Here is a 21,189-nt window from a genome sequence, read left to right as displayed (position 1 = left end):
GATAAGTTGATATGTATTTAATTTATTCAATATGTGATTTTGTTGTGTGATTCCAACTTCAAATGTGCTTCTTCTTCCAATTGAAATTCTTCATGTGCAATTTTCAAATTGAGTTCAGCCATCTCTTGATATCCCTGTTCCATCAATCGTCTAAACTGTTCCATGGATGATTCTGAGTTATTTGCCTTTGTGTAAGTCTGTTCAAAGTCTGACCTCTTACATCCTTTTTGTTTTCCATTTTCAAGAATGATGTAATCACCTGATGATCCTTGAAATGTTCCATCTTCATTCTTTAACTCGAAGTCTTGTGTCATCTGTTCTGCCTTAATAGTCAAATTGTTGACTATATAAGTCTCCATGTTGGGCACCAACTCCTTTAATTTAAATTGTGCCTTTCAACTTTCATCTCGCTATATGCCTTGTCCAAGTTTTTTAGGGCCTTTCTTAGTTCAACGCCCTCATATCCACGCTCGAAATCTCTAACGGCTAAATTAAAGCTAGTAAACAAGTCAATATCTTTGATACACTTCATTATATTTTGAATCCATTCTCTACAGTCATCTATGTTTGGCACGTCTCGTGTAGCCATGTCGTATTACCGTTGATAAGCATTCATGACTGAAAGCTCTTCACCCATTGACGCAAATTCCATTTCAAAGTAGCATCGTGCTTGAATTGGAGTATTAGCTGCATAATCCAGTACTTGATTGTTCGTACCAATACCATAGTATTCAATTGGATTACGTTTCAATTCAGCGGTTTTTGCAAAGACAGTTTGGTTTTTTAGATTGGAAAAGTTCATTATGTATCATCCTTATTATTTATTATTTTTATTTAATATGCGAAATCAATTTAAGTTTAACCCTTTTCCCTCACATTGTTCTCACACCTTTCAAAAGCCGTATTCATAGATTACAACATCAGTTTAAGGTTGTAAACAGTTTTTTATTTATTTTTTTTACTTACATTATTTATATAATAGGGGACGTGCATCCCCTATTATATAAATAATATCTTGTACTTAATCCATTGTTCTTTTGTCATATTTCTCACTTCTCACATCGAGCACTCTATCATTAATCTTAATATGGGTTTCATCAATCCATTCGACTATCTCCTCTGCCTCTTTCCAGCTCCAGTAGATCAGTTTATCACCGAATAAACCTGAGTTTACATCAACTCTCAATCCCCCTTCGGAACCAAAACGATACACTTTCGCTGTGTAAGTATTGTTTGGAGAATTGATTTGTTGAGTAAGATCTCCATGTCGAAGAAATAACGTAGAGTAAAATGCTAGATAGTAGAGTAAGAGTGGAATTACTATTAGTGATACAAAAAAAATGAACCATTTACTCTTGAGAACTTTCTTCATATCACTTCCCCTTTTTTTAGGAGAAAAAATTAGAAATCACCAGTTTCGTACCAAGTGATACCTCTAGCAATAGCAGCTTGATCTGTTGGATCATCAAAATATGAATCAAACCATTCCAATCTTGCTGTACCAACTAAAATTTGAACCATACCTGCGGCACTTAGAAGTGTTTTTTTGCTAAAATGATCTCTTCCTACGAAGCCATAGTGAATGTTTCCAATATCTTCTCCTGTTAAATAGTATTTTGTTCCATTTACTTTGACTGTTCTTAAGTTATTCCATCCAATTTCTCTTTTGTAGTCCCAAGGCCCACCTGGTCTCACTTGTACAGCGAAAAATGTGGCAGTTGATAGCCATGGATTAATAGTTGGATTTAACTTTGCAGCCTGTTCAAATCCTCTTTCTTTGGTCTGTAGCTCTTCTAGATTGGTATATACTCGATTCTCTAATGAAAAACTTCTAGGTTCATCTGGATCAGCCATAGGCATAATCCGATTAGAAAATTCCAGCTCAGATGACTCAGATCTTTCTGACAGTTCTATTAGCTCTTCTTCTGTTGCCACAACAACTTCAAAATCTGCGGTGAACTTTACAATTCCGTTTTCTACTTCTTCATTGACAGAAATAACTACTTCCTCATATTCATTCACCAAACGTGGGTCAATTCCTTCAAAATTTACCTTAGAAATATCCAAAGTACCATCTGATCTTAGTTTTAAATCTTCTTTCTGGTCGGTAATGGTGTACTTGTGCAAATCCGTAACGTTGTTGATTTCTGGAATAACTACTTCAGCGGCTCTCACTTGAGAGAATCCGCTAAATAACAAAAATGCTGCGAATGATACTGCGACTAATTTCTTCATCTTGACACCCTTTCAGAATTGTATTTTATCGGTAACACAATTCTAAATTACCATATTAACAAATATATGTAAATAAATTTCCGCATTCTAACAATTTTCCCAAAATGAATAATAAAGCGCATGACCCCATCTGTTAATAGACTGTTAAATTTTTATAAACTCCTGATTTTATTTGAACTGCTCACCTATAATGTAGCTAAGAAATAAAAGGAAGAATCCTGCCGATACTCCAATAATATTGTTGACTGGAAAGCTAAAGATCCAAGACAAAATTAATGTCCCTAAAGATATTAGCCCCCAAATGAAAAGACAAATGACAATGAGACATAACAAACCAATTCCGATTCTTTGAATCATAACATATAGGCTTTGAATCAAGAATGCGCCTCCTTATAAAAGCGTTGTATTATTGAACATCTCCCCACTCTGGAACTTCATCGTCCCAAATGTATTGTGAGATATACCCTACTGTTTCATTACTCTCGTCTTCAAGAGATACATCTTCATCTTCGCGTGTTACATCGACAACATAAACTTGAATTACTTCACCATCGTACATTTGATATAGACCTATCATGTCGAGTGCAACACTCTCTGACGGCAGGAGATTGTTAGAGCATAGCCCATCTCCCCATGTATTTAGCTCAAAATCATAGTAATTGTCACATACGTCACGATTTGCGATTGCGTAAAACTTCATTTGCTAAACCTCCTATTTCTCATTAAAAGAGTAATTTTATTTAGTTATATGGATTAACAAACGTCAGTTGCCAAACATCTTTTGCAATCTTTCTCCATGCGTGTGCGTAATATCCAGCAGAAATGTTAAAACTCTCAAACGCATAGGCATCTATAATTCCGCTGATATCTCCAAATGTGTTGGTGTAAATATAGCCATCTATTACCTTAAAACTAAACTTTTTTGCTTTTGATAGCGGTCTGTTTGTCAGCAATAGTCTTTTTCCATTACATTTCAGATCATCTATCAGTTCTGGTCTCGCAATTTTCATACTTAATCACCTTTCTTAATCAAACTTGCATTTTATTCACCTTTCTTGCAGCCACATGCTACCTTATAATCCCAATATCCTTTACAATCAGCGCTATTTGGTTTCATCTTAAAATCAGCAAGACTTTCTGAAACACAAATCGCAGAATCATCATTGTTTAGATACTCATATTTCGGATTCCACATGTTCCAGTAGCACTCTTTCATGCTACATTTACCTCCAGCCCATTCACCTTGAACTTCTTCAATCTTAGCCATCATTTCATCTATCTCAGGTATTTGACGTAAGTTCATTGTTTTCACTTCCTAATTAAGTTTTGATGCTCTGATAATTTTTATTTCCTTCACCTTCTAGTTCAACGACAATATCAGAGTAGCAATGCTTCAGTGCTTGAATTGCTTCATTTGCTATGAAACTGTTTTCTACTATGACAAAACCTTTTGAATTCACCTGTTCATATATTTGAGTCAACTCATTATGAATATGGATCATAAATATACCACTCCTCTTTATTTTTAAATCAAACTAACTTTTTATCATATTCCTAGCTTATATCGTATGATATTTGAAAGCAGTGGAACACCAAATAGAACAAGTATTGCCCATCCATCATGTCCACCAACCAACAATGCAGCCATGACAAGATAGCCAATAACCTCAATGAAACTGTAAGCCTTCGCAAACACACTATCTATAATTGATTTAACAATTTTCATATACTTTATCACCTTTCCAATATAATCTCGATTTTATTTTAAATATTCTAGTTCAGTCAGCTCATCTGGAATGTATATGTCAAAAATTGTTTCATTCCAATACTTTGAAGACGCAATATATTTATTTACATCAATTATTGTATTTGTTATTGCTGCTCGTTCAATGTCACTAATTTCTTTACCTCTACTTTCTTCTATCGTCGTTTTTATTACTTTATATCTTTCAATACTAGCAAGCTCAGAGAAATAGGAAATAGGCAGTGCAATAATTGCAACCAATAACAGCACACCTGAAATTATACTCGTAACGAATCCAATTTCTTCGATCCCTTTGTACAATAAGTACATTCCAAGTCCTAGCAATAAACTTAGAGATATCAAAATGATCATATTTGTGATCCTCCTATTATTCTTCTAATCAAATGACTGTTTTATCTAAATGATTTCATGACAAATTCCTAGTTTTAAGGCATCTTCAGTAGGAATATACCATTCTGCTTTACGTTCTTTGATAGCATCTAATTTATCTTGCATGATATTTGTATTTTCTTTAATGATTGCATCGTACATGTCTTGTAATCTTTGCATTTCTTTAACTTCTTGTTTCAATCCCTCAAGTTTATCCCAGACAAAACTTGATACCTCGTGATACATAAATGTGCAATTCTTACCAGCGAATCTACTTGCTCCTGCAAGATAAATCCAAAGTCCCATGCTCATGGCACTTCCAAAGCAATATGTGTGTACGGGTGTTTTGCTATTTCTAATTGTATCAACCAAAGCTAAACCATCATAACAACTACCACCAAATGAGTTGATGTATAATTCAATCGGGTTACGCTCGAAATCTTTATATTCATTTTCTTTAAGGTCATCATCATAATTAATTTCAAAAATCTCTTTAATCACACCATTAACAGAACCACTTGAAATAAAATCAGATAGTAATACTTTTCGAATTTTTAATTGTTTATCCATTTATTTCGTTTCCTTTCCTAATCAAAGTTATTTTTTATTGTATCCTAACCCCAATGTGATATTGTTGCTCAACCCATCCAGAAACAAAAGTCCAACCTCCTGATTCATATTTATTTTTTAAATTTGAGATAGCTTTCTTGAAAATTTTATCTTCTAACCGCTTAACATCATAGGTAACACCATAGTACATGCCAAGATACGAATTTAAAAATTCATTTTCTTTTATTTTTTTATCTAGTATTTCTTCCATCTCCTGTGAGCATTTATTTACTAAGTCATTTTTATATTTTTCTTGGGCATTTTTATAGTCATCAAATCTAATCATGATAATACCTCCAATATTATTACTCATCCATATGAGTTTGATTTAAACTAACTCCTCCATCCCACGCCACAAAACATAATCATCTGAGACTAGCTCGAAGAAATCTTGACTATTCGCATGCTGCTTATCATTAAGGGAATCTACAATGCGCTTTCCCCAGTATTCGTTTACGTTCTCTGCGATCAGCTTTTCAGCAACACTTTCTCTAGCGAAGTTGTCTACTGCAATAATTTTCATTTTAACGCCACCTCATTCAGACTTATCTAACTCATCCATTTTGTTTAGCACTTTCTCAATGGCATCAAGCTGGTCATAAAAACCACCTGCATTTGCACCTTCAGCCCATCCAGTTAATATGTCTCGTAATTTTTCCCATTTATTCATATACATCACCTCATTTTCTTATAAAGTTGCACTTTTAATTGAAGATTGATCTATACCCTAACCAATCTTTCTTGAACTGTAATTGTTAATGTATAAGATTTACTAGGATCTGATGCCATTTGATCAGCAATCCATTTTGTTACAACTTCAGGATCATCATTCCACCCAACTTCAAAGCTCTTTGTTGTTTTTACAGAAGGAGCAGGGAAATACAATACTCCGTCCTCGTCTTTTTCCACATAGCCTATTTTCTCATCTCCATGACGAACTTTTTTAGCATCAGCAATTGTTGTAAATAATTGAGCATGTCCTAGATCGTCTGTGTAGGCATCTTTCGAAGTCCACCCATCTCTTAAATACTCATATTCACCCTTCTTGTTTAAAGTTACTAATGCGTACATGCCTTACTCCTTTCTAGATGAAACCATTATTTTATTTGGTTAACCTAATTATATTCAGGATTACTAAGCTCAAGTTCGCAGTCTTTTTCATCAATTATTAGATTGGCTTTACGGGCATAAATTTTAAATAGAGTTTCTTCAAGGCCGTAGAAACCTCCCATGATTGCTCTTGTGTCAAACTCTTTAAAATCTTTTTTGCTGCGGTAACTGTCATCACGAATACGGACAGTATCAACTTGTCCAGTCTTAGCATCAACATTGATATTGTATTTACAGTCATATTTCTCTTTATTTGATTCTGAGTCAAAATAAATGCGTATTAACCAAGACCATTCACGATCAATAATTAAAGTCATTTCATGTGTTTCTTCATATCCAAGATCTCCTAAGTCATCAACCTCTTCTGCAAGCTCCTTAATGAGTTCAGAAAGTTTGTAATCATCTTTAGAAGTAAGCAATAATTTATCTAGCTGTTCTTTCATACGACTAACACCTTGATCATGAACTACTGCGTTAAGATGGTCTTTAATGGTTGCTAAAATCAATTGATTATATGAAGGGATGTCTAAGTTTTTAAGATTGATTTGCAACAGTTCTTCAACCTGTTTTGAAAGAGATTTCCCAAAATCACTATAACTCCGTAGTGTATCGTTGATGACACTTTCAATAGTTTTTTCTAGATGAGATTTCACAACCTTCTCAAGAAAACCCTCTTCTTTCAATTTAGATAGCGATTCATTGATAATCAAATTCAGATCCATATTCATTCCTCCACAATATTTTATATTCAAATCAATATTAGATTTTATTAGATTCTAAAACCCAATGCCAATTGCCAGAACCCAAGGTGTAGTAACAAGTAATACTCACGATACTCACCTAAATGTTCACTCGCTACATTTGCGCCTAAAGCGAAATTCTTGAATTTCCAGTTGTTAAAGAAACTGCAAACTATAAAATTGTTGTTTAAATCCCAATGCACTTCTTTCATCTCCTTATCAAATTAGGTTTTTATTTTGATTTCTTTGCTATTTCTAAAGCCTTTTTCAGAAACTCTTCATATGCAATTTCACCTTTTACAACAGTAAGCAGTAATTCATCCTCTTCTTGTGTGAACCTATATCCTTCAATCTCAAGAGACACTTTAGCGTTTTTTAATACTATTTCACCACATGTAGACATAATATTCATTACACCTTTTCAGAAAATCTTTCTCATTCTCACTTCTAATTGCGACTCTTCCATAGTAACTCTGATCTGATTGGTAGATATCAACCTCTTCATCATTTACTTTTACAAATTTAATTCCGCAAATATTAGTTTCCAATAAACTCCCTCCTAATTATCCAATTAACCGATATATGTATTGTGAAATTTGCTCTGATGTCATCAACTCTGTATTGATGTATAAAATGGGAACATGGGATTTCTTTAGAACGTGAGTGTATTTATCGTTAATTGATTCCAGCCTATCTTCATGCACATACTCATCCCCACGTTTATTCAATCTATCCTTTAATACCTCTACATCACTATACAGATACACAATCAGCGCTTGGTTTTTAAGAAGCCGATCCTCTAGGTCTAGTTTTTGTGGAGTGCTTATGATTGAATAGTCCTCGTACAATGAAGCGTAAACCAAGTTTGAATATATGTATCGATCAATTATCATGTCTTGCAACGTACTCATAGAAGCAAATCTATTGAACAACTCTTCGTTGGATGATTTTGACATCTCGAATGATGAACCTTTAATAATTGGATATCCAGTTAATTTATTTAATTTATTGGCTACCGTTGTTTTGAAGCAGCACTCATTTCCTTCAAGAATGACTAACAGTAATCTCACCGCTTTCTAATTTGTGTTTGTATTCAAGAACCACACGAACATATCCATTGTTTAGATTCTTGCGTTTTGACTTACCTATACCGTACCTGTATGCTGTCAAAACACGTTTTGTTAAGTTCTCGCCTTTATACCCTTCATCACGGTATTTATCTGTCAGTCTCTTTACATGACTGACTGCCGTTAGACTAGAATGATAAGGATTAAATGGATTAGGGTTAACAATCTTGTTCAGAGCAACTTCTTCTGGGAAGGTGTTGCTGGTGTTCATTTGGAATAAGCCCCTACTGCTATTGTCATACGAAGTTAGACTTGGATTAAATCGTGATTCATTGAACGCAATGCCTAGCATCAATTCAAATTCAACCTCAAACTCTACACATAGTTCCCATATGTATTTCTGAATATCTGTGTCAAGATCAATTTGATAAGGGATAAATTTATCTTCTTCTAGACTCGCAGCCTGTACAGTTAGCTTTTCTTGCATCACCTGAATAGATTCAGTGATTTGATAAGAAGGCTGATTAACTTGCAAGAAGAATGCAAGTAGGGCAAACTGTAACATACATACCTCCTTGTGTTTCCATAATAACACTACGACATTTGTTTGTATACTATTTATTTTTATTTAATTTAAGGTATTTATTTAACTCTCCTGCTTTACCAACCATGCCAAACAAATAGTTCTTATTGTTAGATGTGATGATTTTCATTTTACACGGCCCCTTCCACAATATCAGTTAATAGTGTTTGAATCCTCGTGTAAACATCTACTACCTCCCAGTCAAACTCTCCAGTAATTTGAATGCTATGTGTATCTTTCTGCTCCTTAATTGAGATCTGAATCTCTCCAGTTGATTCATCATCAAACATAAAAGCAAATCCATTATCGATTGGTGTGATTTCATAATCCTTCAGTAAATATTCTTTCTTGATTGTCTCTTTAATTTTATTTATAATGTCATCTGCAAAACTGCTGTGAATCCATGTAGTTAATTTATTTTCCATACTGAACATCCTCTCTCTACGTTAGAGTAATAAGTACTTTGTCCTTTTTTAATTCCAATCAGTGCTTCATCTTCACTATTAAGATTCATGACATCGACTCTTTTTCCAATAAGCAAGTTGAAAACATCAAGCAATCTTAGGTTGATCCAAATGTCCATACTACAGTCCACCTCTTTTTGATAAAACTACAATTTGATTAGGTATTGATACCGTGTACTTTTAATTTAAGAATATCCAATGTCATTTTAATTGCTTGACAATAATTATAATAAGCTGGATTTCTTGTCTTGTAATATTCCTGTTCATAATCCAAGTAAGTGAGAGTCAATTTTTCTTCTGGCGTCTGTTCAACTTCATGTCCTTCAACAAGTGCTTTCATGTATTCCATGGGATTTTCTAATGCATAATCTTGAAGTATTCCTTTTTGCTTAGTAAATGCTTGATCTAAATGTGACCAATTAGTCAAAACTAAATGTTTAATTGATCCTCTATCACACTTGCCCCAAATATAATCAATAGATTCAGCCACTTCTTTTGGTAATTTAACTTTCTCCATATGTATCTCCTTTCCTAAAATTCAATTTTGCTTTATTCCCTTTTATCTCATAAGCCTTAATATCATACGCAATGGCTGCATCTTCTTCATTTTCAAACTCGCCAATTCTAATGTTTTTCTTGCCATCCCAGCATTGTGCTAAATACCTTCCGGTAGCATTATTCAAGCTAACTCCTCGATATTTTGAAGTCTTCATATTTTTAGTTGAGTATGATTCCCATTCATCTTTTGGCATATATTTCACATCATTTAGGTTGGCAAATTCTCCAAAGTGCTCTTTGGCATGGAAGTTGTAACAATTTGCAGCGGCAACCTCATCTGTGAATGTTCCTAAGAAATCGGTCTTCCCTCCACGTTCCAAGTTGATATAAACTTCATAACTGCCACACTTATGAAGCCTTACACCTTTTAATTCTTTGATGTGGCTTTTTCTGTTCCGCATATTGTCACTGTGACTACAAACGCGAAGATTGCTCTTCTGATTATTTAATCCATTCCCATCAATATGATCTACGGGAACATTTCGCCCCATTCTTTCAGGATTCATTAACAACTTATGTAAAGATAAACTCGACCAAAGTCCCATTTTCGAATGGCGGTATTTTTTCTTAATCCGGCATTGAACATATTCATCTTTAGATATGTATAGATCATAGCATTCACTTAAATATTCATAGTCCTCATCATCTACTAAAACAACTCCTTCTTCCAAGTGGATTTCTTTCATTAAACCCCTCCTTATTTTTGAATAAAGTCGACGTTTCAACGTATTTAACAAAGATCTACTGTCTTACGTTTATCATCCATGTACGATTCACCATCGTATTTCATCATTGTGCCTCCGTAATCAAACCATACTTCATAATCAGGGTTAACCTCTTTCAGTTTTTCAATAAACTCTTTAACTTTCATCAATATCACTTCCTTTCTGAATTAAAACGTTATTGCATTAAAATTAGGTTTCAAACCCCATACACTCACTTAATTCACATTCATCATAAAACCTCTCAGTGATATCACTATTTGGGTGACTGCAATACTCAGAACATCCGAAATCATCTTCACCCATAGTTACATAACAGTCATGTTCAAAGTATTTACAGTTAGCACAAATACCGTGGATCTTCATTTATCCAACCCCTTTATATATCAAAAGCTTTATAAGGTGCTTCGTCTAACCAAGTTTTACTGACCGTGTAACATAGGTCCCCAACCTCTGGAATGGACTCTGCTTCATCAGAATCACTATCTACCCACTCAAGATATTTGTTGTACAATTCATCTTGTTGTATTTTTAACGTGTCAACCATTTGATTTACTTTATCTTCGGATACGTAAGCACTATGTATGCGTGAACTCTCTCCTAGACTACTGTATTCTTCAATAACATAAATCCACATGCTAACCTCCATGTTCAAAATGTTATTTTATTCAACTACAAACCCTTTCTCGTCTTCATATGTACCAATTCCGTATGTAATAGCACCAAGAGCTAAGAGATCTACCATTTCTCCATCAGTTACATTGACAATATCAGAACTTCCTATTCTCAAGCCTCTACAAATAGCTCTAAACTCGTCATTATCTTCTACTAAGACATATGGTGAATGTTTATCTCCAACTTCAACTACTTCTAAGGTATTAAACAGTTTTGTAACGAAATTCTTACTAACTTCAGTGTACATGTTATATCCTCCTATTTATGTTCCAATATTTTTATAATCAAACTCCTTCATATCAGTGCTATTCTTAGAAGTGAAGGAGTGTATCTTATGTTAAATACACCTATCAAACCAATGCTGCTTCACAAGTCAGACAGTCCACCTTCGGGTGATCTAATTCACCAGTTGAAGTTTGATGGATTCCGTTGTCTTCTACATTATGACCAAGGTCAAGTTAGACTGTTCACTCGTCATCAGAATGAATGTACTACTCAATTTCCTGAGATCATTCCTAACCTTAACTGTTCAAATGCTATTATTGATGGTGAAATGATTGTTATGGATGGCATAAAGCCATGCTGGGAATCAGTAATGAAGAGATTCAATACCACTAAGCCAATTTCAATCAAACATCTAATGTCCAATATGCCAGCGCATTTTGTTGCTTTTGATATAATCTATATAAACAATCAGAATGTTGTATCGATACCACTGATTGATCGCTTGAATTTACTTGATTCCATCGTAGAACCATCTAATTCGATTTCTGTCTGTCCTTCATCATCAGATGGTCAGCAGCTCTTCAATCGAGTTAAAGAATTAGGACTTGAAGGGATCTGCTCTAAGAAACTCAATAGCCGTTATCTACTTGACACAAGAAGTGATCATTGGTTAAAAACGAAAGCATATATGTATGAAACAGTTAACATTACTGGCATTAGAAAGAATGAATTTGCTTGCTCCTTATCCAAGGATGGTGAGTATGTTGGCACATTGGAATTTGCTAACAAGGATGCTAGATCAAAATTGTACAAACGGTCTAAGACTCTTATGGTAAGTGAAACTGATGAGTGGAAATATATACGACCTGAGATCAAGTGCAAGGTAAAGTTTCAGTGCTACACTAAGTCTGGCTTGATGAGGTCTCCTAGTTTTGTTGAGTTTGTAAGCTAACTCCTCCTTAGTGAGGAGTCTTTATTTTATGCAAAATCCAATAACAAAACCTAAAAATGCCATTAGCAATCCATAAAATCTCATGTCACTGTCTGTCCATTTCAGAAGAATCACTTCTAATAAAAGTCTAGATTTATTGGAATTTACTTATGTAATGTTGTGTTAAATAAACTCCAAATTTTCGTTGTTCTCGACGCAAATTTTCATTCCCTCGATCAAATCCAAGGCTCTGATTTTGTCCATGTCCGTATCGTTCCAATGCTGTATAAGCTGCTCCAATCTAGGATAAACCAAGCTGCACTCTACTGCCGTCAAAATGCCGTCACAATCTGAGTGATTCAAAAACGGAACAATCGGATCTTCTATTTCATCCCATGACCTTTCTCCGCCGAATCCCTTCATGGACTCAAGATCAAATCCGATCATTTCAGCGAGCCGTCTTCTGAAACGGTGAAACCCGCTATACGCCCAACGCGCCTCGCAATGACTGAAATCCAACCCCATCGCTACCCCTCCATTTAACAAATCGATTGTTTAGTTAAATAAATGGCCAACCCGACTTTTCTTCTCTACACGTTCTAGGCACTTTTCGCAAAAGAATCGATCGTAGTACACGTAGTAGTTGCGCCCCTCCGAATTTTCCCTTTTTTCTTTACGCTCGCCCATGTATTTAAAAACATGCTCACATTTCATTTCATCGCCATCTTTTCGACCATCATTACCCTGACCTCTACCAGTTGTCTTATAACCACATCGATACTTTCTACCTTATCGAATGTCATCCTTACTGGCGTATCTCTTGCTTCAAGTTCATGACCTGGACCATATTCGCCTTTCGTTCCAATCTCCCGCGGCGCTTGCTGTTGAAATGTGACAACGCCCACTGTTTCATCCATTGCCAACAGACCGCCACCGGCACTAATATCACCCGAACCGAAATGTAATTGTCTTGAACCGTACTCATCTACGATTGGCATGCCAATTCCTCCTATTTATCAAATCGTGTATTGTGTTAAGATACTACGAGCCAATCCTCTGCCAACATGTCGGTCTGAGAAGCCAGCCATGGAACGAATTTTTCATCAGCAGTTTTCATGCAAATGAACGGTTGCATCCCCGTAAAGAACGTATTACGTCCGCCGTTGATTGGAACGTCCAGCGACAACTGACTTACAAGAAACAGCCACATACCTTTGCCGTTCCAGCCTGTTCGTGCGACTTTTTCACCTTGTTTCAACGCCTCGATTGCCTGTCCGAAATTCATCATGTCATATCTCTCCTTTTCATAATTACCGTTGTGTTAAATTGGTCTTGTCTGATGAAATCCAACCCATTACTTTAATGTACATATTTTTAATGGGATTATTTTTAGTTTTATATGTATTAGACTCTACTTGTTGCTTTCGTCTTCTTGCCTCACCCATTTGATTACCTCCCTGTTCACTCTCTAAAACTGAATACAATTTGAGTTTTATTCAAACAAACCAATCAGGTCTTCTCCATAGTCTCTAGGTACACTACAATAGGAAAGTTCTGTACGGTTTGGTCGCTCTAATTTCCCTGCTTCGTGTAATTTCTTTGCCGTTTCAATGGATATGATTTTGTGTTTGAATTCCTTATTTCGAATTTTGTATCCGAATTTTTGATGATTTAAACTATCATTTATGTATACATCATTTACAATCGTCCATTCCTCATTTACTGGTCTAATCACTTTGATTCTTCCTTTCGTTATAATGTTGGTTTCGTTCGGTTTACAAATTTTAAACTGTATCATCTAAATATTGATCGATATCTACACCTTTTGATTTCAGGTATACTAGAGCAACCCCTGATGGCAACTTATTCGTTTGAATCGTTGTCATTTCCTCATATACACCAATACAAACCCGTTTGTGAGCCGACACTTCGTAAAAATCTAATTTAGGAGTAATCCGAATTGAAATCCCTTGATCATTGGCTTTTTCAATTAGGCGTAACATTTCATCTCCAGTTGTAGAGTATCGTGGGATTAGCCACCATCCCGCATCTGATGTTTTCAAATACTCTATATACTCCTTATCCCACCCTTTTGTAAACTCAGTAATTGTTGCATCGATCTCACGATGTTTCATAAAAAATCCCCCCCAATTAATTTATTTTATTCTTCATCCTCCTCTTCCTCATTAAACATTTGCATTGCTTCACTATATCCACCCCAGTTATCTACACCGCATGCCTCCAGGCAACTCAACATATAACTGTCATTCTGTAGCTGCTGATACTCCTCAACTGAAATTGTCACAAACTCCATTTTTTCATTCATTATGTATACCTCCATTATTTTAATCTTTTTTTTATGAACTTTTCAGAACATCTGCATACACATAATACTGGTCGCCTTCTTCAAATTCACCTAAGCGGTCTTCACCATGTTTTTCTGGATCATATGATTCTTCAACTAACAAACCATGTTTCACAGCCATCTCCTGAATCTCACCACCATCTAAGCTGCCACCATCAAACGCTACTTGAATAACTTCTTTCGCAAAGTGGAACAGATTTTGTTTTCCCTCAATGTCTTGTGTCAAATAATTTGGCATCATCTATCCTCCCTTTCTTTGATCATTTTACTAAACCCACTAAAACATCTCATTTATTGAGTTATTTATTGTTGTATTGAAACCTATTAATTTCATTCAGAGGCCATGTGAACAAGTCGTGCGTTCTTGATTTTTTCACTACATAAGCAATTCCATTGTCTGATTCACGATGATCAATCTGAGAAACAAACTCCCATCCATCTGCTGCAACAAAATTCAATGCATTGATAAAATCTCTTGCTGCAAAATTTCCACCACTGATTGGTTCATCAGTTACAATTCCCCAATCTCCACCAATTAGATAAACAAGACCGTATTTCATTTGATCACCTCAATTTGAACTATCTTTCGACCTTTTCCTTCACTTGGATATCCTAATGATGCATTTACAAACCTGCATCCATAAGCGTCATAGTCATATCGTTGGTGAGTATGTCCAAAACACCAAACCTTATCTTCAAGTTTTGAAAAATGATTACTACCGTCAAAATAGTAGAAAGACGTCACTGAGTCGAATTTGTAATTACCAATCACTCGACTCCAATCTCCACCTACGTGCGTGATAATAACGTCTGATTCATCAACAATTGAATCAAGCTTCTTCTTTTCTTCATCAGCAAATGTAAATGACTTATCTAATAGTCCTTTGATTAATCGTGAATCATTCATTACTTCCCACCATTTTGAATACAGCGCTTCCTTTGTATATCCAAGTTCCTTCATTCCATATGAGAAGTCGTACCATATTCCGACTCCACCAAATTTAACCCCATCAATTTCAATAATGTTCCCATCTAAATAGTGGACATTCATAACTTCCTTGCACAGTTCTTTCATCTCAAGAACACGCTTTGTTGATTTCCCTTGATATTGCTTTTCTTGATTTGTACTGACTAAGTAGAAGTCATGATTTCCTGCAACTAATAAAATGTGCTCATATACTTGCTTCAGTTCTTTAATGAGTAATTGATTTTGCCAATTGTAATGTCCTAAATCACCAGCAATAACCAGTACATTCTGAGGATTATCAGGCAGAATGGAATTGATAAAGTCCTCAATCTGAGGAAGCATCTTGTGCTTGGGATTCTCTACTTTCACCCAAAAATCTAAATGAATATCCGATATTAAATCGAAACCTTTGCTCATTCAAACACTGCCATCCAATCATAATTTTCTTTTAATTATACCGCTTGGGACACTTTTTCCTTTTCAGCCTCACTCTGTTCCTTCATATACTTAACCCTATACTTCTCTTTTCTCTTATATGAAACTAAGAATGGCTCTGTAGTTTTATCCCGCCAAATTGTCATTACTTCTTTTCCGTCTGTTAGAATGTTCAAGTGATAGTAACGTTTAATCTTGCATCCGTTTTTGTATGTATAAACCGTCTTCCCTAAAGCAACTGCTCTCTGAATCTTAAAATGCAACTCTTTCTCGTCTCCATTACACTTGCCCCAACTCGACGGACATAATTGTTTATACTGTCCTTTTGCTACTCCACTAATTTTCATTAGACCACTTCCCTGTTTTAATTTTATTTCTAATAAGCAATACTCCTGTTACTACCAGCACAATCAATGTGAATCCACCAATAACCACAGTAATTGAGTCGTCAAAGCTCCATCCAGTACAATGTGAAATAGTGTATGACAATATCATTGTAGCTAGATACAAGAACCAAAACCAAGGATCTCGTAGATGATTTATGTACTCCTTTGCGTTTTGTTTCATGCCTTTCCAAATTGACAATTAATCACCTTCTTTGCATTCCTATTCACTCTATATCTAACTTACTTTCTCCAATTCAAACCAAACACCAAAGCTTGATTCTCGATTGACTTTTTCAGCAACCATATACGCCTCTGAATGGTCTTTGAATAGTACTGGGTCATTTGATTTTGGTTGAGTGAGATACCCGACGAATTCTTGACCTGCATACGCTTTAATTTTATACATTATATACAACCCATTTATTATTTTTAAATAATATATCCATTTGATTTGGATTCATCTACACTTTTCCAATTCTTATTGCAATTCTGTAAACGAACAATCCTTTCTTGCTAATCCATATCGGGATAATCCTTTGTTTGCCTTTTGTGTACCAGTTTTTATGACTGAGCGACATCAAAATTCTGAATTTGCCTATATCTATGTATGTCGATTTTACGATTCCTTCTTCGATTTTCGTATCATACTTCACCACAAACATGTCACTCATCACCTACCTCATTTTCTAAATGAAATACCTTTTTCGTTGGGTTTTATCGTGCAATCAATCTGTGATTTCGTGAGATATTCTGCATTGCTGCTAACAGTGTATCTTTAAAATCTGACTGCTGGTCTCGCTTCTTTGTATTTGTGTAATATGTATTGGCTTTTCGCTCATGCGAGTGTTCATAGGTGGTAACTTTCATAATCTAGTTCCCCTTTCAGGTTTATTTGTTGATTTTAATTTATCATATATTTTTGGTTATTACAACCTATTTTTTCATTTTATTTTAGACTTCTTTCGTTTTTCCATTGCAACAACGTCTTCATCTGATCTGTTCTAAACTGACCACCGTTTTTCGTAGCTAGTATTATAACATTACTCCCCTTTTCAATAATGTCTTGATATTGTACAAGTTGACTGTTAAAGATTACACCCTCAATAATGCCCTCTACAGGTGTTAGCAGCTCAATGTATGCATATGGTTTACCATTCTTTTGTTTCTTTCTTTTTACTGACGTTATAGTACCGACAACAACACACTTCTTATCATCTTCATAATAAGAAAATGGCCTGAAGTTATCCTTCACGTCATCAAATGGGTTTCCATTAATGAAAATCGAGAGAGTTTCATATTCGTACATTTCTGGTGATCCCATATACTTTTCTTTAAACTCACTTATGTACTTCTGCTGTCTATCTTTCAACTTCAGTTCAAACTCTCTTTGTTTAAATAAATTATACTTTTCAAGACATGTAAGTTTGTCTTTGAAATCTTCGTCTGAACTGATTATGTTTAATTCAAAAAGTTTTTGTCTTGTAGGTAGACTCTTTACAGGTTTAAAAGTTCCATCAGGCATGCCAATGCTTGCATATTCCAGAAGCAATTCGTCTTTATTCATTCCAAATGCTCCGCTCTTGATCAACGCAATTACAGTCGAAGAGTCTACATGACAACGTTGAATGAAATCATTTAATCCATTAAAGAAGCCGTTTCCCCTTTCATTCAAGATAAGTAATGTGGCATTCCCACCTACACCCTTAATTGATTCAAATCCAAACAAGATTTGTTCATCAACCTTAGAGTAATATTGTCCTGACTTATTGATATCAGGTGCAAGAACGTTAATACCCATCCTGTGGCATTCATTTATGTATTTTGATGTTTGCTCATAATCTCCAATCTCGGATTTTAGAAGTGCTGTCATAAACGCTATGGGGTGATAATGTTTTAACCAAGCTGTAACATACGATAACAACCCATATGCTGTACTGTGACCCAAGTTAAAACTATACTCGGCTTGTGCTGCAATAAGTTTCCACATCTCATCAATCTGACCTTGTAGCCAGTTTCTTAATTCAAGACCATTCTTAAACTTGTCGAATTGTTTAGCCATTACATCAGCTTTTTTCTTACCAATTGCACGTCTAGCATTATCCTGTTCATCCTCTTCAAAACCTGCGAGACCAAAGACTTTCAAGGCTTGCTCTTGGTAGAGCATTACACCATATGTGCCTTGCATGATAGGTTTTAAATCATCATGAATGTATTCAACCAATTCTTGGTTTAACTTGTTTCTAATATAGTCCTTGTCCATTCCTACAGACAATACTGCTGGTCGGTTCATAGCATTAACTGCGAAAATGTCATATATTGTATCAGCCTTCATGCCCTTAAACATTTCTTGAGCTACATATGCTTCCATTTGAAAGACGCCCAAAGTATTACCCTTCTGATAAATCTCCCTATATACTTTTTCATCATCTAAATTTAATTTACCTAAATCAATATCGTCCCATTTTAGGCCTGATAAATTTAGAGTATCATCAACTACATCCAATGTGTTTAGCCCTAAAAAATCCATCTTAACTAACCCTAAGTCGTCCATGGCATTATACATATCTAACTGCAACATAAGGTTGTCATTTTGGTTGTACATTACTGGAGCATAATCTGTAATTGGCGTAGGTGAAATGATTACTGCTGCTGCATGACATCCCACAGACTTAGGAAGGTTTTGTAGGAATTTAGTATACTCAAACAACAATGGATACTCTTCAGCATACTTCTGAAGCTCTGTAGATGCCTCTAATGAACGTTCAATTGTCATTTTCTTATTAGGGTCATCTGGAATTAGTTTTGCAATCTTGTCTCGTGTTGAATAAGGCAGAACGTAGATCCCTTGTTCGTCAAAAATCTTACCTAAATCTTTAATGCAAACCTTTGGTGATAGTGAATTAAAAGTAGCGACCTGTGCTACATTTTCACTACCAAATAATTCAATAGCAATGTCCAAAGCTTCTTGTCTGCGTGCTTTTGAAATATCAATGTCATAATCGGCAGGAGATCCTTTGCGACCCTTATTCGCAAAACGTGCAAAGTCCAGATTCCATCTGATACTGTCTACTTCAGTTACTCCTAATGTATAGAGGGTTAGACTATTTGCTCCTGATCCACGACTATACCCCAAAGGGATGCTTCGGTCTCGAATCTTTCCGATAAGTTGTTTCAGCATAATGAAATAACTGCAATACCCAAGATAATCGAGTACCTCAAACTCATTCAGTAGTCGATCCCTATATTGCTTCTTTAGCTCTGGAGGTAATTTATCAAACCCCCTTTGTTTCCAACCTTTTTTTATGAGTTGTTTTAAATAATTTTGTTCACTATCATATCCTTTAGGAATGTTTATTTGTGGCATTAAATCCTGATGTAATTTAATCTCAATATTGCACTGGTCAGCAATATCATCTGTGCATTTAATTCCAACATCAACTGCATCATGTCCAATCTGTTTATCCATTACAGCGTGTATAGTCTCAATATCAGTTTGCCAACATCCTTCGTAGGTCTCGCCTACCTCACGATCCTGACCAATTTGAATAAACTTACGGTGAACATCCTTTTGCAGATCGCTACTATCGCGCAGATGTGTATCAAACGTGATAGTATACTTTGTTTCGGTTTCATACGCCAATTGCAGCAAACGTTTATTTGCCTCTGCCTGATCTTTAGTATCATGGCTTTGCAATTCAATGTAGTAGTTATCTCCGAACACATTCTTATACTTCTCAATCCAACTCTTTGCTTCCGTCCATTTTGGCTCAAAATTCTCACATTCGTTACCACCACAACATTTACACCAAGACTGATACAACAAACGTGAGATACGTCCTCCGAGGCATGCACTCATTGCTATAATATCCTTAGAATATTTCGCTATTGTTTCTAGGTCTACTCGTGGCTTTCCATAAAAACCTCTTGTATTTCCCTCAGAAACAATTTTAAAGAGGTTTTTCAACCCCTCTTCAGACTTAGCAAGTAATATTAGATGAAATCGATCAGAGTCTTTTTCTTTATAGTCCATGTCTGTAGTTTCATAAACTTCACAACCCAAAATTGTTTTTACGCCCAATTCTTTTCCTGCTTTGTAAAACTCCAAATAAGAGTACATTGAACCATGTTCAGTAATAGCTATTGCTTTGAAATTAAGTCGTTTGGCCTGTTCGACTAGTTCACGAGGAGACATAACAGCATCTAACAGTGAATAATAACTATGGTTATGAAGACTAGAGAATCTTTTGGTCATATTAAGCCTACCTCCGCATATTTAATGGTAAGCAATTCTGTGTATGTGTTTTTCTCTTCATCTGTCATGTATTCAAATCCGAAAAGATTGTATTTAACATCTAAATATCTTAAAGCTGCATCTTCCAGTTTTTTAAAGTAACCTAAACTAAACTTTTTATTATCTATATTAATTGCAGCGTTGTAAGTTCCATCTAAGTGTCTTGATACGCCTTTGAATCCAGTTTTACTCTTTCTTTTTTTCTCTACGTTGTGTCTATTTAAACTTTTTGTGCCTACTCTCAGATTTTCAGGCATATTTTTTTTCTTATTTTTATCTTTATGGTCAACCTCAAGGTCGCCAATTGCGCAACCAACTACCAAATCATGCAGTTTTACTTTGGTGCCGCATATTCTGCCTGTTAAATACCCACTATTAATCTCATTCCAACTAACATCAGTAACAACTTCTTTTAGATACTTGGGTAACACGAAAATATTTTTCGTGTTGTTTGCCACAACCCCAATTCTCTCGTTATCAATATCAAATACCAATGAGTGTTTGTTCTTCTTGTACCCCTCTAGTTTTTCGATTATCCTGTCATCGTTTGATTTTTTTAATACTTCATATACCCTTCCACTCGAAATATTGTGTTTCAATGCAATGCTCCTAATCGTTGCCCCCTGTCCTAAGTAATCATTGTATAACTGATTAACATCAACTCTTGATATCCTTGCCATCAAGGCACCCCT

The 21,189-nt window shown here is 35.3% G+C and carries 41 protein-coding genes; 1 reads left to right on the top strand and 40 read right to left on the bottom strand.

Annotated elements, in window-relative coordinates:
* Positions 1-26: 26 nt before the first annotated feature.
* The 26 genes from ACIFQN_RS09255 to ACIFQN_RS09130 all read right to left on the bottom strand — a co-directional run bounded on the left by ACIFQN_RS09255 (position 27) and on the right by ACIFQN_RS09130 (position 11,144).
* The gene (locus tag ACIFQN_RS09255) at positions 27-359 is read right to left on the bottom strand and encodes a hypothetical protein (protein WP_429832738.1); all 333 of its coding nucleotides are present in this window, start codon (positions 357-359) and stop codon (positions 27-29) included.
* A gap of 236 nt (positions 360-595) precedes the next feature.
* The gene (locus tag ACIFQN_RS09250; protein WP_429832737.1) at positions 596-802 is read right to left on the bottom strand and encodes a hypothetical protein; all 207 of its coding nucleotides are present in this window, start codon (positions 800-802) and stop codon (positions 596-598) included.
* 219 nt (positions 803-1,021) lie between these two features.
* Positions 1,022-1,372 (bottom strand): DUF5412 family protein, encoded by a 351-nt coding sequence (locus tag ACIFQN_RS09245; RefSeq protein ID WP_429832736.1) that lies wholly within the window; start codon positions 1,370-1,372, stop codon positions 1,022-1,024.
* A gap of 29 nt (positions 1,373-1,401) precedes the next feature.
* Positions 1,402-2,235 (bottom strand): polymorphic toxin type 44 domain-containing protein, encoded by an 834-nt coding sequence (locus ACIFQN_RS09240; RefSeq protein WP_429832735.1) that lies wholly within the window; start codon positions 2,233-2,235, stop codon positions 1,402-1,404.
* 406 nt (positions 2,236-2,641) lie between these two features.
* A complete protein-coding gene (locus ACIFQN_RS09235; protein ID WP_429832734.1) occupies positions 2,642-2,935 on the bottom strand; it encodes a hypothetical protein in 294 nt (97 codons plus the stop codon).
* Positions 2,936-2,975: 40 nt separating this feature from the next.
* Positions 2,976-3,245 carry a hypothetical protein gene (locus tag ACIFQN_RS09230; RefSeq protein WP_429832733.1) on the bottom strand — a complete coding sequence of 90 codons (270 nt, stop codon included), beginning with the start codon at positions 3,243-3,245 and terminating at the stop codon, positions 2,976-2,978.
* A 32-nt stretch (positions 3,246-3,277) separates the two neighbouring features.
* The gene (locus ACIFQN_RS09225) at positions 3,278-3,538 is read right to left on the bottom strand and encodes a hypothetical protein (protein ID WP_429832732.1); all 261 of its coding nucleotides are present in this window, start codon (positions 3,536-3,538) and stop codon (positions 3,278-3,280) included.
* Between the two features lie 16 nt (positions 3,539-3,554).
* A complete protein-coding gene (locus ACIFQN_RS09220) occupies positions 3,555-3,737 on the bottom strand; it encodes a hypothetical protein (RefSeq protein WP_429832731.1) in 183 nt (60 codons plus the stop codon).
* 44 nt (positions 3,738-3,781) lie between these two features.
* Positions 3,782-3,961 (bottom strand): hypothetical protein, encoded by a 180-nt coding sequence (locus ACIFQN_RS09215; RefSeq protein WP_429832730.1) that lies wholly within the window; start codon positions 3,959-3,961, stop codon positions 3,782-3,784.
* Positions 3,962-3,994: 33 nt separating this feature from the next.
* Positions 3,995-4,351, bottom strand: a complete 357-nt coding sequence (locus tag ACIFQN_RS09210) for a hypothetical protein (RefSeq protein ID WP_429832729.1) — start codon at positions 4,349-4,351, stop codon at positions 3,995-3,997.
* 45 nt (positions 4,352-4,396) lie between these two features.
* Positions 4,397-4,939 (bottom strand): ClpP family protease, encoded by a 543-nt coding sequence (locus ACIFQN_RS09205; RefSeq protein ID WP_429832728.1) that lies wholly within the window; start codon positions 4,937-4,939, stop codon positions 4,397-4,399.
* Between the two features lie 34 nt (positions 4,940-4,973).
* Positions 4,974-5,264, bottom strand: a complete 291-nt coding sequence (locus ACIFQN_RS09200; RefSeq protein WP_429832727.1) for a hypothetical protein — start codon at positions 5,262-5,264, stop codon at positions 4,974-4,976.
* Positions 5,265-5,306: 42 nt separating this feature from the next.
* Positions 5,307-5,501, bottom strand: coding sequence for a hypothetical protein (locus ACIFQN_RS09195; RefSeq protein ID WP_429832726.1), 195 nt, complete (start codon positions 5,499-5,501; stop codon positions 5,307-5,309).
* A gap of 12 nt (positions 5,502-5,513) precedes the next feature.
* Positions 5,514-5,648, bottom strand: a complete 135-nt coding sequence (locus tag ACIFQN_RS09190) for a hypothetical protein (RefSeq protein ID WP_429832725.1) — start codon at positions 5,646-5,648, stop codon at positions 5,514-5,516.
* Positions 5,649-5,698: 50 nt separating this feature from the next.
* Positions 5,699-6,049 (bottom strand): hypothetical protein, encoded by a 351-nt coding sequence (locus ACIFQN_RS09185; RefSeq protein ID WP_429832724.1) that lies wholly within the window; start codon positions 6,047-6,049, stop codon positions 5,699-5,701.
* Positions 6,050-6,093: 44 nt separating this feature from the next.
* Positions 6,094-6,810, bottom strand: a complete 717-nt coding sequence (locus tag ACIFQN_RS09180; protein WP_429832723.1) for a hypothetical protein — start codon at positions 6,808-6,810, stop codon at positions 6,094-6,096.
* A gap of 250 nt (positions 6,811-7,060) precedes the next feature.
* Complete coding sequence (locus ACIFQN_RS09175) at positions 7,061-7,231, bottom strand: antitoxin VbhA family protein (RefSeq protein ID WP_429832722.1); 171 nt, start codon at positions 7,229-7,231, stop codon at positions 7,061-7,063.
* 160 nt (positions 7,232-7,391) lie between these two features.
* Positions 7,392-7,784, bottom strand: coding sequence for a deoxynucleoside kinase (locus ACIFQN_RS09170; protein ID WP_429832721.1), 393 nt, complete (start codon positions 7,782-7,784; stop codon positions 7,392-7,394).
* An 88-nt stretch (positions 7,785-7,872) separates the two neighbouring features.
* Complete coding sequence (locus ACIFQN_RS09165) at positions 7,873-8,460, bottom strand: transglycosylase SLT domain-containing protein (RefSeq protein ID WP_429832720.1); 588 nt, start codon at positions 8,458-8,460, stop codon at positions 7,873-7,875.
* Between the two features lie 149 nt (positions 8,461-8,609).
* The gene (locus tag ACIFQN_RS09160) at positions 8,610-8,903 is read right to left on the bottom strand and encodes a hypothetical protein (RefSeq protein WP_429832719.1); all 294 of its coding nucleotides are present in this window, start codon (positions 8,901-8,903) and stop codon (positions 8,610-8,612) included.
* On the bottom strand, positions 8,888-9,061 hold the full coding sequence (locus ACIFQN_RS09155) for a hypothetical protein (protein WP_429832718.1): 174 nt from the start codon (positions 9,059-9,061) through the stop codon (positions 8,888-8,890). The genes ACIFQN_RS09160 and ACIFQN_RS09155 overlap by 16 nt, the downstream gene beginning before the upstream one ends.
* A 38-nt stretch (positions 9,062-9,099) precedes the next feature.
* Complete coding sequence (locus ACIFQN_RS09150) at positions 9,100-9,459, bottom strand: hypothetical protein (RefSeq protein WP_429832717.1); 360 nt, start codon at positions 9,457-9,459, stop codon at positions 9,100-9,102.
* The gene (locus tag ACIFQN_RS09145; RefSeq protein ID WP_429832716.1) at positions 9,446-10,186 is read right to left on the bottom strand and encodes an HNH endonuclease; all 741 of its coding nucleotides are present in this window, start codon (positions 10,184-10,186) and stop codon (positions 9,446-9,448) included. The genes ACIFQN_RS09150 and ACIFQN_RS09145 overlap by 14 nt, the downstream gene beginning before the upstream one ends.
* Before the next feature lie 44 nt (positions 10,187-10,230).
* Positions 10,231-10,371, bottom strand: coding sequence for a hypothetical protein (locus ACIFQN_RS09140; protein ID WP_429832715.1), 141 nt, complete (start codon positions 10,369-10,371; stop codon positions 10,231-10,233).
* Between the two features lie 230 nt (positions 10,372-10,601).
* A complete protein-coding gene (locus tag ACIFQN_RS09135) occupies positions 10,602-10,859 on the bottom strand; it encodes a hypothetical protein (RefSeq protein WP_429832714.1) in 258 nt (85 codons plus the stop codon).
* Between the two features lie 27 nt (positions 10,860-10,886).
* Entirely contained in the window at positions 10,887-11,144 is a 258-nt protein-coding gene (locus ACIFQN_RS09130; protein WP_429832713.1) for a hypothetical protein, read from the bottom strand.
* Positions 11,145-11,231: 87 nt separating this feature from the next.
* On the opposite strand from ACIFQN_RS09130, the gene ACIFQN_RS09125 reads away from it, so the two are divergent.
* Positions 11,232-12,074: a DNA polymerase LigD gene (locus ACIFQN_RS09125; RefSeq protein ID WP_429832712.1), complete on the top strand. Its 843-nt coding sequence runs from the start codon at positions 11,232-11,234 to the stop codon at positions 12,072-12,074.
* A 162-nt stretch (positions 12,075-12,236) separates the two neighbouring features.
* Here the strand turns inward: ACIFQN_RS09125 and ACIFQN_RS09120 are convergent, their stop codons facing one another.
* The 14 genes from ACIFQN_RS09120 to ACIFQN_RS09055 all read right to left on the bottom strand — a co-directional run bounded on the left by ACIFQN_RS09120 (position 12,237) and on the right by ACIFQN_RS09055 (position 21,177).
* Positions 12,237-12,578 carry a hypothetical protein gene (locus tag ACIFQN_RS09120; RefSeq protein ID WP_429832710.1) on the bottom strand — a complete coding sequence of 114 codons (342 nt, stop codon included), beginning with the start codon at positions 12,576-12,578 and terminating at the stop codon, positions 12,237-12,239.
* A gap of 185 nt (positions 12,579-12,763) precedes the next feature.
* A complete protein-coding gene (locus ACIFQN_RS09115) occupies positions 12,764-13,051 on the bottom strand; it encodes a hypothetical protein (protein ID WP_429832709.1) in 288 nt (95 codons plus the stop codon).
* A 35-nt stretch (positions 13,052-13,086) separates the two neighbouring features.
* A complete protein-coding gene (locus ACIFQN_RS09110) occupies positions 13,087-13,338 on the bottom strand; it encodes a DUF2829 domain-containing protein (RefSeq protein ID WP_429833201.1) in 252 nt (83 codons plus the stop codon).
* Positions 13,339-13,363: 25 nt separating this feature from the next.
* The gene (locus ACIFQN_RS09105) at positions 13,364-13,498 is read right to left on the bottom strand and encodes a hypothetical protein (RefSeq protein WP_429832708.1); all 135 of its coding nucleotides are present in this window, start codon (positions 13,496-13,498) and stop codon (positions 13,364-13,366) included.
* Between the two features lie 47 nt (positions 13,499-13,545).
* The gene (locus tag ACIFQN_RS09100) at positions 13,546-13,788 is read right to left on the bottom strand and encodes a hypothetical protein (protein ID WP_429832707.1); all 243 of its coding nucleotides are present in this window, start codon (positions 13,786-13,788) and stop codon (positions 13,546-13,548) included.
* A gap of 49 nt (positions 13,789-13,837) precedes the next feature.
* Positions 13,838-14,188: a hypothetical protein gene (locus tag ACIFQN_RS09095; RefSeq protein WP_429832705.1), complete on the bottom strand. Its 351-nt coding sequence runs from the start codon at positions 14,186-14,188 to the stop codon at positions 13,838-13,840.
* A 26-nt stretch (positions 14,189-14,214) separates the two neighbouring features.
* The gene (locus ACIFQN_RS09090; protein ID WP_429832704.1) at positions 14,215-14,379 is read right to left on the bottom strand and encodes a hypothetical protein; all 165 of its coding nucleotides are present in this window, start codon (positions 14,377-14,379) and stop codon (positions 14,215-14,217) included.
* 31 nt (positions 14,380-14,410) lie between these two features.
* On the bottom strand, positions 14,411-14,659 hold the full coding sequence (locus tag ACIFQN_RS09085; protein WP_429832703.1) for a hypothetical protein: 249 nt from the start codon (positions 14,657-14,659) through the stop codon (positions 14,411-14,413).
* Positions 14,660-14,717: 58 nt separating this feature from the next.
* Positions 14,718-14,978: a hypothetical protein gene (locus ACIFQN_RS09080; RefSeq protein ID WP_429832701.1), complete on the bottom strand. Its 261-nt coding sequence runs from the start codon at positions 14,976-14,978 to the stop codon at positions 14,718-14,720.
* Positions 14,975-15,802: a metallophosphoesterase family protein gene (locus ACIFQN_RS09075; protein ID WP_429832700.1), complete on the bottom strand. Its 828-nt coding sequence runs from the start codon at positions 15,800-15,802 to the stop codon at positions 14,975-14,977. Before ACIFQN_RS09075 ends, ACIFQN_RS09080 begins: the two co-directional genes overlap by 4 nt.
* A gap of 35 nt (positions 15,803-15,837) precedes the next feature.
* A complete protein-coding gene (locus ACIFQN_RS09070; protein ID WP_429832699.1) occupies positions 15,838-16,167 on the bottom strand; it encodes a hypothetical protein in 330 nt (109 codons plus the stop codon).
* 500 nt (positions 16,168-16,667) lie between these two features.
* Positions 16,668-16,877, bottom strand: coding sequence for a hypothetical protein (locus ACIFQN_RS09065; RefSeq protein ID WP_429832698.1), 210 nt, complete (start codon positions 16,875-16,877; stop codon positions 16,668-16,670).
* A 275-nt stretch (positions 16,878-17,152) separates the two neighbouring features.
* Positions 17,153-20,458 carry a DNA polymerase III subunit alpha gene (gene dnaE / locus ACIFQN_RS09060; RefSeq protein ID WP_429832697.1) on the bottom strand — a complete coding sequence of 1,102 codons (3,306 nt, stop codon included), beginning with the start codon at positions 20,456-20,458 and terminating at the stop codon, positions 17,153-17,155.
* Positions 20,455-21,177, bottom strand: coding sequence for an HNH endonuclease (locus tag ACIFQN_RS09055; RefSeq protein ID WP_429832695.1), 723 nt, complete (start codon positions 21,175-21,177; stop codon positions 20,455-20,457). Before ACIFQN_RS09055 ends, dnaE begins: the two co-directional genes overlap by 4 nt.
* Between the last annotated feature and the right edge of the window lie 12 nt (positions 21,178-21,189).

It is taken from the genome of Brevibacillus sp. NRS-1366, from assembly GCF_050467985.1.
Note: the sequence above shows the minus strand (reverse complement) of the source record. Positions and strands in the feature narration are given on the sequence as shown.

What these genes read in the sequence shown, in the direction of transcription:
- ACIFQN_RS09165 (WP_429832720.1), bottom strand. Translation starts at nt 8,460, where the DNA reads ATGTTACAGTTTGCCCTACTTGCATTCTTCTTGCAAGTTAATCAGCCT.
- ACIFQN_RS09185 (WP_429832724.1), bottom strand. Translation starts at nt 6,049, where the DNA reads ATGTACGCATTAGTAACTTTAAACAAGAAGGGTGAATATGAGTATTTA.
- ACIFQN_RS09210 (WP_429832729.1), bottom strand. Translation starts at nt 4,351, where the DNA reads ATGATCATTTTGATATCTCTAAGTTTATTGCTAGGACTTGGAATGTAC.
- ACIFQN_RS09135 (WP_429832714.1), bottom strand. Translation starts at nt 10,859, where the DNA reads ATGTGGATTTATGTTATTGAAGAATACAGTAGTCTAGGAGAGAGTTCA.
- ACIFQN_RS09170 (WP_429832721.1), bottom strand. Translation starts at nt 7,784, where the DNA reads ATGTCAAAATCATCCAACGAAGAGTTGTTCAATAGATTTGCTTCTATG.
- ACIFQN_RS09145 (WP_429832716.1), bottom strand. Translation starts at nt 10,186, where the DNA reads ATGAAAGAAATCCACTTGGAAGAAGGAGTTGTTTTAGTAGATGATGAG.
- ACIFQN_RS09245 (WP_429832736.1), bottom strand. Translation starts at nt 1,372, where the DNA reads ATGAAGAAAGTTCTCAAGAGTAAATGGTTCATTTTTTTTGTATCACTA.
- ACIFQN_RS09080 (WP_429832701.1), bottom strand. Translation starts at nt 14,978, where the DNA reads ATGAAATACGGTCTTGTTTATCTAATTGGTGGAGATTGGGGAATTGTA.
- ACIFQN_RS09090 (WP_429832704.1), bottom strand. Translation starts at nt 14,379, where the DNA reads ATGAATGAAAAAATGGAGTTTGTGACAATTTCAGTTGAGGAGTATCAG.
- ACIFQN_RS09235 (WP_429832734.1), bottom strand. Translation starts at nt 2,935, where the DNA reads ATGAAGTTTTACGCAATCGCAAATCGTGACGTATGTGACAATTACTAT.
- ACIFQN_RS09150 (WP_429832717.1), bottom strand. Translation starts at nt 9,459, where the DNA reads ATGGAGAAAGTTAAATTACCAAAAGAAGTGGCTGAATCTATTGATTAT.
- ACIFQN_RS09095 (WP_429832705.1), bottom strand. Translation starts at nt 14,188, where the DNA reads ATGAAACATCGTGAGATCGATGCAACAATTACTGAGTTTACAAAAGGG.
- ACIFQN_RS09190 (WP_429832725.1), bottom strand. Translation starts at nt 5,648, where the DNA reads ATGAATAAATGGGAAAAATTACGAGACATATTAACTGGATGGGCTGAA.
- ACIFQN_RS09115 (WP_429832709.1), bottom strand. Translation starts at nt 13,051, where the DNA reads ATGCCAATCGTAGATGAGTACGGTTCAAGACAATTACATTTCGGTTCG.
- ACIFQN_RS09110 (WP_429833201.1), bottom strand. Translation starts at nt 13,338, where the DNA reads ATGAATTTCGGACAGGCAATCGAGGCGTTGAAACAAGGTGAAAAAGTC.
- ACIFQN_RS09220 (WP_429832731.1), bottom strand. Translation starts at nt 3,737, where the DNA reads ATGATCCATATTCATAATGAGTTGACTCAAATATATGAACAGGTGAAT.
- ACIFQN_RS09215 (WP_429832730.1), bottom strand. Translation starts at nt 3,961, where the DNA reads ATGAAAATTGTTAAATCAATTATAGATAGTGTGTTTGCGAAGGCTTAC.
- ACIFQN_RS09160 (WP_429832719.1), bottom strand. Translation starts at nt 8,903, where the DNA reads ATGGAAAATAAATTAACTACATGGATTCACAGCAGTTTTGCAGATGAC.
- ACIFQN_RS09175 (WP_429832722.1), bottom strand. Translation starts at nt 7,231, where the DNA reads ATGTCTACATGTGGTGAAATAGTATTAAAAAACGCTAAAGTGTCTCTT.
- ACIFQN_RS09065 (WP_429832698.1), bottom strand. Translation starts at nt 16,877, where the DNA reads ATGAGTGACATGTTTGTGGTGAAGTATGATACGAAAATCGAAGAAGGA.
- ACIFQN_RS09250 (WP_429832737.1), bottom strand. Translation starts at nt 802, where the DNA reads ATGAACTTTTCCAATCTAAAAAACCAAACTGTCTTTGCAAAAACCGCT.
- ACIFQN_RS09140 (WP_429832715.1), bottom strand. Translation starts at nt 10,371, where the DNA reads ATGAAAGTTAAAGAGTTTATTGAAAAACTGAAAGAGGTTAACCCTGAT.
- ACIFQN_RS09125 (WP_429832712.1), top strand. Translation starts at nt 11,232, where the DNA reads ATGTTAAATACACCTATCAAACCAATGCTGCTTCACAAGTCAGACAGT.
- ACIFQN_RS09120 (WP_429832710.1), bottom strand. Translation starts at nt 12,578, where the DNA reads ATGGGGTTGGATTTCAGTCATTGCGAGGCGCGTTGGGCGTATAGCGGG.
- ACIFQN_RS09075 (WP_429832700.1), bottom strand. Translation starts at nt 15,802, where the DNA reads ATGAGCAAAGGTTTCGATTTAATATCGGATATTCATTTAGATTTTTGG.
- dnaE (WP_429832697.1), bottom strand. Translation starts at nt 20,458, where the DNA reads ATGACCAAAAGATTCTCTAGTCTTCATAACCATAGTTATTATTCACTG.
- ACIFQN_RS09070 (WP_429832699.1), bottom strand. Translation starts at nt 16,167, where the DNA reads ATGAAAATTAGTGGAGTAGCAAAAGGACAGTATAAACAATTATGTCCG.
- ACIFQN_RS09195 (WP_429832726.1), bottom strand. Translation starts at nt 5,501, where the DNA reads ATGAAAATTATTGCAGTAGACAACTTCGCTAGAGAAAGTGTTGCTGAA.
- ACIFQN_RS09055 (WP_429832695.1), bottom strand. Translation starts at nt 21,177, where the DNA reads ATGGCAAGGATATCAAGAGTTGATGTTAATCAGTTATACAATGATTAC.
- ACIFQN_RS09155 (WP_429832718.1), bottom strand. Translation starts at nt 9,061, where the DNA reads ATGGACATTTGGATCAACCTAAGATTGCTTGATGTTTTCAACTTGCTT.
- ACIFQN_RS09205 (WP_429832728.1), bottom strand. Translation starts at nt 4,939, where the DNA reads ATGGATAAACAATTAAAAATTCGAAAAGTATTACTATCTGATTTTATT.
- ACIFQN_RS09085 (WP_429832703.1), bottom strand. Translation starts at nt 14,659, where the DNA reads ATGATGCCAAATTATTTGACACAAGACATTGAGGGAAAACAAAATCTG.
- ACIFQN_RS09180 (WP_429832723.1), bottom strand. Translation starts at nt 6,810, where the DNA reads ATGGATCTGAATTTGATTATCAATGAATCGCTATCTAAATTGAAAGAA.
- ACIFQN_RS09240 (WP_429832735.1), bottom strand. Translation starts at nt 2,235, where the DNA reads ATGAAGAAATTAGTCGCAGTATCATTCGCAGCATTTTTGTTATTTAGC.
- ACIFQN_RS09230 (WP_429832733.1), bottom strand. Translation starts at nt 3,245, where the DNA reads ATGAAAATTGCGAGACCAGAACTGATAGATGATCTGAAATGTAATGGA.
- ACIFQN_RS09105 (WP_429832708.1), bottom strand. Translation starts at nt 13,498, where the DNA reads ATGGGTGAGGCAAGAAGACGAAAGCAACAAGTAGAGTCTAATACATAT.
- ACIFQN_RS09130 (WP_429832713.1), bottom strand. Translation starts at nt 11,144, where the DNA reads ATGTACACTGAAGTTAGTAAGAATTTCGTTACAAAACTGTTTAATACC.
- ACIFQN_RS09225 (WP_429832732.1), bottom strand. Translation starts at nt 3,538, where the DNA reads ATGAACTTACGTCAAATACCTGAGATAGATGAAATGATGGCTAAGATT.
- ACIFQN_RS09255 (WP_429832738.1), bottom strand. Translation starts at nt 359, where the DNA reads ATGGAGACTTATATAGTCAACAATTTGACTATTAAGGCAGAACAGATG.
- ACIFQN_RS09200 (WP_429832727.1), bottom strand. Translation starts at nt 5,264, where the DNA reads ATGATTAGATTTGATGACTATAAAAATGCCCAAGAAAAATATAAAAAT.